The sequence below is a fragment of the Brevundimonas sp. genome (assembly GCF_044239655.1).
Lineage (GTDB): Bacteria > Pseudomonadota > Alphaproteobacteria > Caulobacterales > Caulobacteraceae > Brevundimonas.
On sequence record NZ_JBIIAY010000251.1, the window covers coordinates 1 to 10,879 of the forward strand.

Consider the following 10,879-nt stretch of genomic DNA (forward strand, 5'->3'; position numbering starts at 1 on the left):
GATTTCTTGATAAGCTGCCCCTACAAACACCAACTCGGTATTCAACACACGGCGGTAGATACCTGTTTTGTCATCCCGTGTGTCTTGGAAATTGAGGGACTGGTAAACGGTTGAGGCAGTTAGATCAACTGTGCCAGCGGTGAAGGTGCCGAATATCGTGTACATCAATTGAATAGTTGAACCATCAAGGATTCCTTGACAGTTTGTTTGTTTTGGATTGACTCAAACCTGCTTTGGTGAAACCAGTGAAATTCAGATACACCCTCTAGGTATTCAGGGTCTTTGTCGTTATACTTATCAAAGCAAATAAAATCACCTAAATTATCGTAAACAGTCAATACCTCTCCAATAATCGGATGCCGTTGTGCTTGTGTTCCTACTGTGCTTTTTGCAACATCAGTAGTAGCAATTTTGGCAAAGTTTTCGGAGATACAAACAACCCGATCACCTGTATTAAATTTTGGTTCTTCTCCTAACATACCTCCATATTATCCTCACAAGCTACAAACGCCCGATTGGTTTCGTAAGAAAATGTTCCTTTCAAAATGACATCCGCTTCCACTGGTGTAAACTCGAACGTAGGCCGCCCGGTTGCTATACTCGTTCCTTGTCCGGTCATGGTGTCGTATAGGGTCACGCTGGAATGATTTTGCAGCGCGTTCAATACAGCGGCCAGGTAGTCAGGCACGGGCGCAAAGTCCATCGTGAATTTTTCGGCGATGGTTTGGCTGTTGAAAAACGGTGTTCCCTTTGCATTGGCCTGTTGCCGGGTTTCCTGGACAACTAGCGGTGCGCGGTGGTAGACTTTCAGGTAGAGTTTCTGAATATAACCGTCTTGGTAGAACAAACCCAAATCCCGTATGTCGTTGGCATTGGTAAACGCGATGAAGTAGTATTGTTCGTTGGCGATGTTGTACGCCTCGCTCAGTAGCGTGAAAGAGATCGTTCCTGACACACTGGAGCTATTGAAAACAAGTACCCACACTTGCACCCAAGTTGATCCTTCAAATTCATGTGTGAATGTCACAAGAGTTGAAACGCTTCCCGTACCGTCTGCCTCTGTGAGCCTCAAGGTGGAAATGTTGGCACTGTTCCAGGTTGTGCGGTTCACGGTATTGCCCGACTGCTCAAATGTGATGGTACGCCTACCGTGGCCTATTGCAGTGGTGAAGGAGAAAGTAAGCACGTATTCATCGACTACTGTCTGCTGAATAGTGTAATCGATGACCTTTTCGTACATCTGGCCAAATCGGCTATCTACACAAAAAGGATGTGAATAGTAGGTAGTTGAATCCAAAACAACCTTGAATTGATATTTCCCGTCCGCCAAACCCGCCGGGGCCGCATTGGCCTTGTATGTGGCAAACCCGCCATATGACGTAGTGCAAGCCGTTTCGATTCTGCTTGTGTCCATGTCCTGCTCTGTTCCGTCCTCTGCGACAATAACGAACTCGGTTACGGTGGTGATTGTTGTTTTGCGGATTTGGAAAGACAATAGCGACGGGGCGCAAACCAGCGGCGCGGGTTCGTCAAAGCCCGGTTGATAGGGATAGAAACTTAAGATATTGTACGGGTTGACTTGCGCCATGTTGTTGAATTTAAATGCAAGTTACGGAAATTACATCATTTTGGCAAACTTCTTGACCGGCAACTCAAAGGCCATGCGCATCATTAAACTTTCTGCCAAGTCAGGCGAAAACCCAAGAATCTGCTTAACCGCTTCTTTTGGCGTTGTCGTTATCTTCCCGTCCTTTTCTGTGTGGTGCTTTCGGATGTTTTCCAGTTCCAAAACGGTTTGTTCTTTGTATTCGCCTGACTTAATGTAAATCCCGTTCTCGCTGATCTTCTTTGCCAGCATGTAGAAACATTGGGCTTTCAAGTGCAGGTAGTTGATCTTATGCTTCCCGTCCTGAATCGGAGTCGACCCGTTGTTGAATGGTTGAGCCGTCTTGAGATACCCACGAAGGAATGCCCCCACCCCGTCCGCATCATAGGCGATGTTTCTTTGCGGTACACCGTATTGCAATGCCTTTTCCCTTAGTAGCTTTTCCACTTCGTCAGCGTCGCATTTGTCGATTGCGTACGTTGCAACGACTACCCACCCATGCCAAACACGAATAACAAAGCGGTCAGAGCCATGTAGGGCAATGTCTGCGGTAATGTACTTTTGTCCGGTTTCCTGCACAAAGGAATTGGTGAATATATCTTCCAGTGCTTTTTCTGGAAACAGTATCGAATCGTCGCTAACCCCCTCCGCCAGGTACAACGCCGTGAAAACTGATAATGGCAAATCTTGCCTTGCTTGTTCGATTTCCTTTTCATCTAGGATGCCAGCCCGTACCGCGTCGTAGGCTGTGACTCGGAAGGCTGCGTATTCGGTTGGGTCGGTTTTGGCTTTGTTGGTGAGCTTGTGCCCCCAATTGCTTTGTCCTGTGTAGTTGCCAATGAATTTAACCGGGGCTTTGGTGAACGTGACGGTAGAACGGAGGGCAAACCACGCGGCTTGTTTGGCGCGGGTGAACTCGTCGAAGACCACGCCGTACACATCTTCCCCGTATAGGTTATCCGGCGTATCGGCAGACTTGAAAGATATAATTGTACCTTTTGGGGTTGTGATAGCAAGATCGGAGTTATTGAATTTATAGCCCGGCGCATTAAGGATGTGGCGTTTCATGCGGGCAAAGGCGATTTTAGCCTGTGAGTACACCGGGGCAACCCACCACATATTCCACCCTGGTTTAACTCCGTCCGTATACCACACCGGATCAAGGCCGTGCGCCAACCGGAAAAGCCAGTAAATATGTGAGAATGTTTTGCCCGTCTTTGTGGAAGCCTCGACAACCGAAAAGCGTTGCGGGCAATTCAGGAAAGCCTTTTGATAGTCTGCAAGCTTTGGCGGCTTGATTGTGATTTTTATTCGGCTACTATTCCTCGTTGCTACTGTCATCGAAAGATATTTCAACGTTATTCATCTCAATCTTTTCAGGAGCATTAAACCCACCCATTTTATTGAGTATCTCCAGCGCCTTGAGTTTGTCATATTGCTTTACCTTCACGGTTTCGATAGCCTGAACTATGCTCGCTCCGCTTTCTTCATCACCCCCAATGGATTTTATCACACGTGTGGATGTAGTCACTTCTGAAATGGTGGACTTTACATCATCCGGTAGGTCACACCAGTCTTCTAGACTTTCCCATGTTCTACGTATGTCAGCACCAGAGCCGTAGGCTATTTTAGCAAGCTCTTGCATGTTCCGAAGCATCGATACACCAGCGAACTCTAAGGCATTATCTTTGATGAATTGAATGTATTTTGCGCATTCAGGTTTTCTCAGGTTTTCACTACCAATTGAATACGCTGTTTTTTCACTATACCCAGCTTCCTTAGCTGCCTTTGTTGCGTCCCAGACACGGCAATACATCTCGCAGAAAATGCGCTGCTTTTCGGTTAAGTCGCCTATGTTTGAGTACTCTATCATACTTTTTTCTTCATGGAACGAGCTTGCTTGCGCTGCTCAAATTTCTCCAGTGCTTTCATATCGCCACTCAAAGCCATAGACCACAATTTTTGATCTATGGCATAGCCCGCCATGTCTTTACCTTTTTGCACCAGTTTCGCAAACTCAGAAGGGGAAGACAAGAGTTTTACCACCTCATCTTCCCTCCAACCCAAAATAGAGGCCATCCGTGAAGCATCATAACCGAATGCCCCAAAATTTGTAATGGCCTCTATTTCTTTTTCGCTTAAAGTTCGCTCCATGCTTTTTGTTTGACGGGTTGTTGCCCGAAAAATTTATCCATCGCCTTAGATACAGTAAAGTTATCCCCAGTGAAGCCTTTCGGCATTACCCCAAATGTATGTTCAACGAAAGACATAAAGAAATTAAACACTTCATCGCCTTCATCTAGTTCAAAATGTTCCACTGTTTTGTTGGCGTTCAAGTTCATTGAATGGCGAATACATACCTTATACTCATCATTCCAGATCAAAGTGAACTTTCCGTGAAGCTCACTTGTGCGGATGTTTTCCTTTCCAAAAATATCCTCAAGGCTTGCGGCGTACTGCTTTTGGCGAGTTTTGTAGCTGTGATCAGTGACGATAGTAAAAGATTGGATTAACCCGCTATCCACCATCCACTTTACTTGGTGCGCATCCTTAATGCCCGCGCTCCAAGTGGCTACACAAACGTGAGCTTTCCCTACTTTGGATAAACAAGATCGGATAATATCAATAAGGGAAAACTTACCATTTGTCAACCCAATTACCCGGCAACCTTTACTGAAATTGGCAAAAACCTGATCACTTTCAGATGTTGCAAAAACACCCAATTCGGATTCCTTGAATCTAAAATTACTTACATTTTTCATAATCGTTTGATTTTCATGTAAGTTATAAAATAAAAACGGGTTAAAAAATACCCTAAAAATGGTATTCGGTGTAATTGATTTGGCTATACATTTACCGCAAATTTACGCGGAAAAGTGATAAAATCAAACCCTAAGCAATCCGACACTTGCGAATATTGCCCAGAAAGAATTTTACTGGAAAAGTTCATTGACTTCATACCCATTCTGCCACCTGATTCTCTTCATCAAACTGCAAACAGCCATCCCCGATAAACATCGGCTTCACGTCTTTTGCGCCTGGAATAACAGGCTTTTCAAAGCTTTGCTTTTCTGGTTTCGTTGGCTGCGGAGCTTGCACTACCGCTTTCGGCTTGGACTGCTCAAGCGTAGCAATTCGGGCAGCGTGATTATCCGAAGCAACCCAAAGACGATGCAGCCAAAAAGATTGAACTGCTGCAAAGGTAAAAAATAGGAATCCTATCATTGCTCCGTTTTTTGAAAGATTTGCTCAAGAACGCCAGGTTGTTGTTCTTCCAGTTTTTCAATTGCTTGGTTTGCCTCCCACTTATGCAGCAGCGCTTCAATCGCCTGGTTTGCCGTAGTATTTACTCCCCGCTTTGCTTGCAGGAATCCCACAATCTCCATCAAACGCGTATGGGTTGCCTCAGTCAAGGCTATACTTTTTTTCTTAATCAAGTCATTGTTTGCCATCCTGAAACGCTTTTAGTAAAGATAAAATAAATTCAGCCTCTAAAACAGAGACTAAAACGCCGTCCTCGTCTCTCCAAGAGATCGCGCCTTTATCCCCCCCATTCTTTTTAATGAAGGAGCTTTCGCGCTCTATGTCTTCCGATAGCCTTTTGATCAACTCTTTAACATCCATTACAATACTTCGTTTACGATTTCAAAAGCAACCTCAGTGATCTTTTCGTCAATGTCTGCCATGAACTCAATGTCATTCAACATATTGCCCAAATCCTCAGCAACGCGGCAAAGCTGCGTAAGAGTTGATTCAAGCAACTTCGCCCGCTCAAGCCTGTCCACAGTATGTGATTCAACTACATTTGCAGCATCTTGTAAGTTGCCGCTCATGTAATTTATGGCAGTTGTGACAATCTGCATCTTTTGAATAATCGAAAGATCTTCTAAATTTTTCATCGTTTTTGGTTTTAAAAACCGGGCGCACAACCCGGCGACATTAGTAACTGTAAACTCTGCGATTTAAAGATACAAACTATTTTTATATTTCTTATAGTTTTATCGGGAAAAGTTTGCGGGTTTGGAAAATAGGTTGTAGATTTGTAACTACAAGTTGATTTACAGATCATCTAATTATAGCCTGCGTTTACAGGACGTGGTTTACGGCTCTGATTTGTGGAAATGGAATCTAATCAACCACCCCCGGCTCAGTGCTGGGTTTTTTTGAATGAAGCAGCAAAGGCTGTTTAAGATAAATTTGGGCTTGTGGTGTAAATGGTATAGCACAGATGGTTCGGCTGAAAAGAGCTGGTTCGAATCCAGTCAAGTCCACAAATCAGGCCACAAAGGGGTAATTGCCAGAGAATTAAGTCAATGGATTTACCCCGATGTAGGCCGGGAAAGAATTGATTTTTTGATTTTATTTTGTATATTTGTGATAATGTATGTGCCTTGAAGGAGAGAGCAAAGCACATATTTCGCAAAGTATTTTCATGGGATTATACTTAACAGTCTAAGGCTGCCTGAACTCTCTCCAGGTGGCCTTTTTTATTGTCAAAATTTAAACTGCGAGATATGAAACAGAGACTTGTCAAGGCTCGCAAAGACCACGAATGCGAGGGATGCAATGAAGGCATCAAGAAAGGCGAAAAGTACGAGCTACTAGAAGCCAGAGTTCCAAAATACAAAAATGGTGACGATGAGGCCGGGCAAATCGGAGTCGAGTTTTTAAGATACAAAACTTGCTTTCGTTGCTGGGAGGTGCAATTTGACACATGCACAGGTGGATGTGATTTTGTACTAGAAAGAGATATGGACGATCACGGCGCACCTACTGGTGATCTTGCTTGTATCAATTGTGGAACCGTAAAACCCGCCATGCAATGAGCAAGATAACCCGCCAAAAGCGCACCGATAACTTTACGGTCGTAAATAACGACGTGATCCAAAACAAAGACCTTTCCTGGGCTGCAAAGGGAATGCTAGTTTACCTGCTACACCTTCCCGACAATTGGCAAATAAATGTTGCCGATCTTTCCAATCGTTCCAAAAATGGCCGTGACGGTACGGCTGGAATCATTAAGGAATTGATGACAGCCGGGTACATTTCACGGGTGAAGATCAAGAATGAAAAAGCCCAATTCAAAGGCTACGATTATACCGTAACCGATAAACCCGTAAACGGGAAAGCCGTAAACGGTTTATCCGTAGACGGAACTTCCGTAAACGGGAAAGCCGTAACAAGTAAGTACTATCAGGAGGAAATACTAAGTGAAGTAAATACTAATGAAGTAAACAATGTCGAAAAAGAATTTTCGACCGTCACCCTGATTGATGAAGTAGACGAAATGATGGTTGAAATTCACCACGTGCCGGAATACTTCGACATCGAACAAAAAGAGCCAAAAGAAAAAAGTTCCGCGAAAAAAGAAAAGGTAGCCGACCCCGCCCCTATCACTTTGATGTGGTTGGAATATGAAAATCGGTTTGCTGATTTGAATCGGGGAGAGAAACCAGTCTTTCACAAAAAATACTTGCGCTCACTAAAGACCCTGTTTGCCGTGCTGCGAGAACGAACGATTACAAAGGGCATTGTCCCTTTGAACGACGTGCAACCCTGGTGCGACTTTCTGGATATGGCAAAGGATTACCTCAAAGCCAACCCGAAAGAGGCATACTTGCACGGAAGGTTTGACCCCATTGGGATTGAAGCGGAATTCAATAAATGGATTACCACATTGAACAACCGCCCAAAAACCGAAGCTGAAAAGTGGGTTGAATGGGGTAAGCGGCAGGGATTATAAGATCAAAAAAAGACAAAAACAATGGAAAACAATACACAAATTCAACCACACACCTCACAGCTACCCGCAGTCCCCGACGTAGACCCGAAACAAGTGTCTTGGATTGCCCAGGTACGGCAAAACCCCGTCCGCTTGATGGAAAACGAAACCGCGCGGCTTGAAGTAGCAAAAGCGATCATTTCAATTGCTGCCTATGTTGTGCAACCGGAGGATTTTGTAATCAACCAGTTTGCACAGGACTTCAAAGAAGCCTATCCCAACCTTAACCCGATGGAATGCGCCGCCGCTGTCAAGATGCAAATGACTGGCAAATTAGGCGAAAGCGACAACCGGATTTTTTACGGTGGCAAGTTTAGTATTTCGATCATGTTTGCAATCCTGAATGAGTACTTAGAATGGCGCAAGGGGGTTGTAGCGGCGATTGTGAACGCAGAAGATGAATCCCGGAGAGAACAGGAAAGGCTGGTACAAAAAATGGCCTGGATTGAGGCGCTTGAAGTCGATAAGGCCGCGTTTCTGCGTGGTGAGTATGGAGAGTTGAAAAGCTGGAAGGATGTCCCTGGGGAGTGGTTTGATTGGGCGATTAGCGAAAATATATTGACATGGGAGAAAGGTGAAAAAATGAAACGGGTTGAACAGGCGAAGCAAGAAGCTACCAATGAATTGAAAGCACAGAACGAGACTACCCGCCGCGCTGGTCGGATTGGTGAGATTTTACAGGGCGCACAGTTTGAAATCAGTGTTGAATCCCGTGCGCGCATCATCCAGCGGAAACGGGCTATTTGGGATAAGTTGATACAGCCAAGCAGACAATAGGAATTTTGAAGGGGATCTACCGTTTTGAAAATACCATGTTTGTGGTATTTTTTGGTAAATTTTAAATGTCGACCTTTGTTGAAAATCAAAACGATATGAAAAGTGTAAAAATTCAAGTAAAACTTGTGCCGTCTCATGTTGAAGATCGGCTGGTGAATGTTTCCCTGCATCAATTAGGCGTAAAGGCCCTCGAAGATTGGGAAAAATTAAATTATGTTGAAAAAAATGACCTTGTAGCCAAATATGTAGGCAAGTTAGATCAGCCATATTGGGATTTTGAAGAATTTAAAATCAAACCTTAATGGAAGGCTGGACAACCCCCACCCTGCGCCACGTCGACAGCCAATGGCGCATCTACTCAAATGGCGGCGCTGTATTTGTGCTGCTTTGGGATGCACCGGAAATCCTGGTTGCGGCGTGTGCCGGGGCTGCGGAGAGGCTGGAAGAACTAAATTGTAAACCATTTTAAACCAAGCAAATGATAAATGAAACTTTGCAACTAATCAAACATCACACTGGGCTAGAGCTGCAACTTTGCGACTATTTTACCGGAGTGCAAAAAAGCTATCACGGTAATTATTTTAACGTGATTTTGAAAGATCCCATTTTTTCATCTCGCGAACATACGATTTTGGAAAGATTTGCAGCTCAATATGGGCTTATTCAAGTCGAGCCAAATGGGTATAAAAGGCTGGCAATTTTTAACCTGAAAAACTCAAAACTATGAAAGATAAAATTGTAAAAATCATTGCGGAGTATTTAGAAAAGGAAACCGTACACGCTGGAACGCACAACGGAGAATTTATAAAATTTGGCGGAGTTATTAATAACGGTCACTTTACCCACGCCGGGTTTTGCCACGAAATCGCCGACGAGATTGCTGAAAAACTGGAAAGGATTTTGAATCCAGCCCCAACTAAACTCGATAAAAACAGCCTACCGGATGACGTAAAACTGTCCTTCCACAAAGGCGTTGAGTTGTACCAATCCATTCAAAATTATGAACTAGGAGTCTTCACAAAGGATGAGTTCATAAAGGAAATGCGCAGGATTGATTGCGAAAAAGACTACCCCTACTCCGAATTGTTCGACCACATGGCCAACGAACATGAGCTTACTTTAACTAATCCCGAGCTGGGTGACATCATCCATATTGCGCGCGGAAAATAAAACGGGGAGCGCCACCCGTCGAGTAAGCGCATTTTTCTTATTTTTTTTGTTTGGGTAATTAATGGGTTAAAATTCGCGGCCGGGTGAGATCCTGGCCGCTTTTGTTTAATCCTAATCCTTTTAATTTTTGTGAAATGAGCCTAACCACAACCCCCACCTCGTCCCCTGCGTTCTTGGACATCTGGGGGAACAATGTCTGCATAGGCCAAGCCGTATGCGAAGAATCCGGGTTTTGGGTATTTTACCCAAACGACAAACCGGGGTATTATGAAGCGCACACGCTTATTCATATCGCCGCACTATTAGGCAGGTTGAATGCGCCGTATGAAAAGGAACTATTCGAGTATTTCGATAAGTTGCCAAAAGGAATGGACGCGGCGGAGCAGGATGATGAAACGGCCTTTTAAAATACCATGTTTTGGGTATGTTTTGGTAAAAATAGTCGGCGTAAATTGCATCATAATTAAAACGCAAACGACTATGAAAATTTACGACTATCGTTTCCAAGACGGCGCTAACTCTGGCGCAATTATTCAGGTTGACAGTGAGCGCCCTGAACCAAATATGTTTTCTTTCTTGTTTACCAACTACGACGCAGTTGTGTCTGGCATCGAGTTGGGAATTATCCCGCAACCGGAAGACATGGATAAGAGCCGCATAGGTTACGAACATCCAGCATTTTCCGCAACAGTGCGCGCCGACAATGGAAGTTATCGCATGCAGTACTACCCCCTATACGAGGTATTGAAAGAACTTTCCGGCGAAGAAGCCGAAGCCATTGCATTAAGCTTGGCCGCACAACAGCCGGAAATTAGCAACCAGATTTTAGCTGAATTGATTTAATCACATCTGAAAAACTCAAACCATGTCAAACCTACCCACTCTCAAAGAGCTTCACCTTGCGCCTGATCAGGCTTTCAAAAGTGATGCTTTAAATATCTTGCTAAATCAACCAGTTCCTCAAAAATGGGTAAAGGATCACCCAATGGCAGCCGGGGTAAAATACCTACCCATTGACAAGGTTGAATTTATGCTAACCCGTATTTTCCAAGAATGGAAAGTTGAAGTAGTAAGTTATTCAGCACTTTTCCAAAGTGTTTCAGTTCATATTCGACTGCATTACAAAAACCCTATCACGGGCGAATGGCTTTTTCAAGATGGATTAGGCGCTGTTGCGGTTCAAACTGATAAAGGCGCAAGTGCTGCCGATCTTTCAAAGATCAAGTCTGACGCAATAATGAAAGCATTGCCCGCTGCTGAGTCGTATGCAATCAAGGATGCAGCGGAAAAGCTAGGTACTATTTTTGGTAAAAACCTTAATCGAAAAGACGCAATCAGTTTTGAAGTTGGTAGCTATTCAGAGGCTTTTGAGTCTGTTGATGATATCAAAACTGCCATTTACGCAGAGTTTACCCATATCAAGTCAGTGGAAGATTTGGAAGAGTATTGGAGAAAAAACAAGGTTACTTTTCAAGAACACAGCGATTTAGTTTCACTTTTTGCTAAGAAAAGAAATGAAATTTTAGAAGCTAAAAAATCTGAAC

Annotated in this window: 17 protein-coding genes and 1 tRNA gene; 8 read left to right on the forward strand and 10 right to left on the reverse strand. The window is 44.0% G+C overall.

The window, feature by feature from the left end; genetic code table 11:
- Window positions 1–164: 164 nt before the first annotated feature.
- The 10 genes from ACILQR_RS17590 to ACILQR_RS17635 form a co-directional block, all read right to left on the reverse strand.
- Window positions 165–479, reverse strand: a complete 315-nt coding sequence (locus ACILQR_RS17590; protein ID WP_395652659.1) for a hypothetical protein — start codon at window positions 477–479, stop codon at window positions 165–167.
- Window positions 473–1,588: a hypothetical protein gene (locus ACILQR_RS17595; RefSeq protein WP_395652660.1), complete on the reverse strand. Its 1,116-nt coding sequence runs from the start codon at window positions 1,586–1,588 to the stop codon at window positions 473–475. The genes ACILQR_RS17590 and ACILQR_RS17595 overlap by 7 nt, the downstream gene beginning before the upstream one ends.
- A gap of 30 nt (window positions 1,589–1,618) precedes the next feature.
- Window positions 1,619–2,947, reverse strand: coding sequence for a hypothetical protein (locus ACILQR_RS17600; protein WP_395652661.1), 1,329 nt, complete (start codon window positions 2,945–2,947; stop codon window positions 1,619–1,621).
- The gene (locus ACILQR_RS17605) at window positions 2,925–3,479 is read right to left on the reverse strand and encodes a terminase small subunit (RefSeq protein ID WP_395652662.1); all 555 of its coding nucleotides are present in this window, start codon (window positions 3,477–3,479) and stop codon (window positions 2,925–2,927) included. The genes ACILQR_RS17600 and ACILQR_RS17605 overlap by 23 nt, the downstream gene beginning before the upstream one ends.
- Window positions 3,476–3,760 carry a hypothetical protein gene (locus ACILQR_RS17610; RefSeq protein WP_395652663.1) on the reverse strand — a complete coding sequence of 95 codons (285 nt, stop codon included), beginning with the start codon at window positions 3,758–3,760 and terminating at the stop codon, window positions 3,476–3,478. The genes ACILQR_RS17605 and ACILQR_RS17610 overlap by 4 nt, the downstream gene beginning before the upstream one ends.
- Window positions 3,745–4,368, reverse strand: a complete 624-nt coding sequence (locus ACILQR_RS17615) for a hypothetical protein (protein WP_395652664.1) — start codon at window positions 4,366–4,368, stop codon at window positions 3,745–3,747. Before ACILQR_RS17615 ends, ACILQR_RS17610 begins: the two co-directional genes overlap by 16 nt.
- Before the next feature lie 193 nt (window positions 4,369–4,561).
- Window positions 4,562–4,831 carry a hypothetical protein gene (locus tag ACILQR_RS17620; RefSeq protein ID WP_395652665.1) on the reverse strand — a complete coding sequence of 90 codons (270 nt, stop codon included), beginning with the start codon at window positions 4,829–4,831 and terminating at the stop codon, window positions 4,562–4,564.
- Window positions 4,828–5,058, reverse strand: a complete 231-nt coding sequence (locus ACILQR_RS17625) for a hypothetical protein (protein WP_395652666.1) — start codon at window positions 5,056–5,058, stop codon at window positions 4,828–4,830. Before ACILQR_RS17625 ends, ACILQR_RS17620 begins: the two co-directional genes overlap by 4 nt.
- Entirely contained in the window at window positions 5,045–5,230 is a 186-nt protein-coding gene (locus ACILQR_RS17630; RefSeq protein WP_395652667.1) for a hypothetical protein, read from the reverse strand. The genes ACILQR_RS17625 and ACILQR_RS17630 overlap by 14 nt, the downstream gene beginning before the upstream one ends.
- A complete protein-coding gene (locus ACILQR_RS17635; protein WP_395652668.1) occupies window positions 5,230–5,505 on the reverse strand; it encodes a hypothetical protein in 276 nt (91 codons plus the stop codon). The genes ACILQR_RS17630 and ACILQR_RS17635 overlap by 1 nt, the downstream gene beginning before the upstream one ends.
- Before the next feature lie 300 nt (window positions 5,506–5,805).
- Here ACILQR_RS17635 and ACILQR_RS17640 point away from each other — a divergent pair.
- The 8 genes from ACILQR_RS17640 to ACILQR_RS17675 form a co-directional block, all read left to right on the forward strand.
- Window positions 5,806–5,877, forward strand: a tRNA-OTHER gene (locus tag ACILQR_RS17640).
- Window positions 5,878–6,428: 551 nt separating this feature from the next.
- The gene (locus ACILQR_RS17645) at window positions 6,429–7,349 is read left to right on the forward strand and encodes a hypothetical protein (RefSeq protein ID WP_395652669.1); all 921 of its coding nucleotides are present in this window, start codon (window positions 6,429–6,431) and stop codon (window positions 7,347–7,349) included.
- A 21-nt stretch (window positions 7,350–7,370) separates the two neighbouring features.
- Entirely contained in the window at window positions 7,371–8,165 is a 795-nt protein-coding gene (locus tag ACILQR_RS17650) for a hypothetical protein (RefSeq protein WP_395652670.1), read from the forward strand.
- A gap of 65 nt (window positions 8,166–8,230) precedes the next feature.
- Entirely contained in the window at window positions 8,231–8,467 is a 237-nt protein-coding gene (locus ACILQR_RS17655) for a hypothetical protein (RefSeq protein ID WP_395652671.1), read from the forward strand.
- A gap of 176 nt (window positions 8,468–8,643) precedes the next feature.
- Complete coding sequence (locus ACILQR_RS17660; protein ID WP_395652672.1) at window positions 8,644–8,892, forward strand: hypothetical protein; 249 nt, start codon at window positions 8,644–8,646, stop codon at window positions 8,890–8,892.
- Window positions 8,889–9,335, forward strand: coding sequence for a hypothetical protein (locus ACILQR_RS17665; protein ID WP_395652673.1), 447 nt, complete (start codon window positions 8,889–8,891; stop codon window positions 9,333–9,335). The genes ACILQR_RS17660 and ACILQR_RS17665 overlap by 4 nt, the downstream gene beginning before the upstream one ends.
- A 480-nt stretch (window positions 9,336–9,815) precedes the next feature.
- On the forward strand, window positions 9,816–10,178 hold the full coding sequence (locus tag ACILQR_RS17670; RefSeq protein WP_395652674.1) for a hypothetical protein: 363 nt from the start codon (window positions 9,816–9,818) through the stop codon (window positions 10,176–10,178).
- Between the two features lie 22 nt (window positions 10,179–10,200).
- The coding region (locus ACILQR_RS17675; RefSeq protein WP_395652675.1) for a Rad52/Rad22 family DNA repair protein at window positions 10,201–10,879 on the forward strand (679 nt) is incomplete at its 3' end.

Excerpts from the sequence above, each read along its gene's own strand:
- ACILQR_RS17590 (WP_395652659.1), bottom strand. The coding sequence starts at position 479 with ATGTTAGGAGAAGAACCAAAATTTAATACAGGTGATCGGGTTGTTTGT.
- ACILQR_RS17595 (WP_395652660.1), bottom strand. The coding sequence starts at position 1,588 with ATGGCGCAAGTCAACCCGTACAATATCTTAAGTTTCTATCCCTATCAA.
- ACILQR_RS17600 (WP_395652661.1), bottom strand. The coding sequence starts at position 2,947 with ATGACAGTAGCAACGAGGAATAGTAGCCGAATAAAAATCACAATCAAG.
- ACILQR_RS17605 (WP_395652662.1), bottom strand. The coding sequence starts at position 3,479 with ATGATAGAGTACTCAAACATAGGCGACTTAACCGAAAAGCAGCGCATT.
- ACILQR_RS17610 (WP_395652663.1), bottom strand. The coding sequence starts at position 3,760 with ATGGAGCGAACTTTAAGCGAAAAAGAAATAGAGGCCATTACAAATTTT.
- ACILQR_RS17615 (WP_395652664.1), bottom strand. The coding sequence starts at position 4,368 with ATGAAAAATGTAAGTAATTTTAGATTCAAGGAATCCGAATTGGGTGTT.
- ACILQR_RS17620 (WP_395652665.1), bottom strand. The coding sequence starts at position 4,831 with ATGATAGGATTCCTATTTTTTACCTTTGCAGCAGTTCAATCTTTTTGG.
- ACILQR_RS17625 (WP_395652666.1), bottom strand. The coding sequence starts at position 5,058 with ATGGCAAACAATGACTTGATTAAGAAAAAAAGTATAGCCTTGACTGAG.
- ACILQR_RS17630 (WP_395652667.1), bottom strand. The coding sequence starts at position 5,230 with ATGGATGTTAAAGAGTTGATCAAAAGGCTATCGGAAGACATAGAGCGC.
- ACILQR_RS17635 (WP_395652668.1), bottom strand. The coding sequence starts at position 5,505 with ATGAAAAATTTAGAAGATCTTTCGATTATTCAAAAGATGCAGATTGTC.
- ACILQR_RS17645 (WP_395652669.1), top strand. The coding sequence starts at position 6,429 with ATGAGCAAGATAACCCGCCAAAAGCGCACCGATAACTTTACGGTCGTA.
- ACILQR_RS17650 (WP_395652670.1), top strand. The coding sequence starts at position 7,371 with ATGGAAAACAATACACAAATTCAACCACACACCTCACAGCTACCCGCA.
- ACILQR_RS17655 (WP_395652671.1), top strand. The coding sequence starts at position 8,231 with ATGTCGACCTTTGTTGAAAATCAAAACGATATGAAAAGTGTAAAAATT.
- ACILQR_RS17660 (WP_395652672.1), top strand. The coding sequence starts at position 8,644 with ATGATAAATGAAACTTTGCAACTAATCAAACATCACACTGGGCTAGAG.
- ACILQR_RS17665 (WP_395652673.1), top strand. The coding sequence starts at position 8,889 with ATGAAAGATAAAATTGTAAAAATCATTGCGGAGTATTTAGAAAAGGAA.
- ACILQR_RS17670 (WP_395652674.1), top strand. The coding sequence starts at position 9,816 with ATGAAAATTTACGACTATCGTTTCCAAGACGGCGCTAACTCTGGCGCA.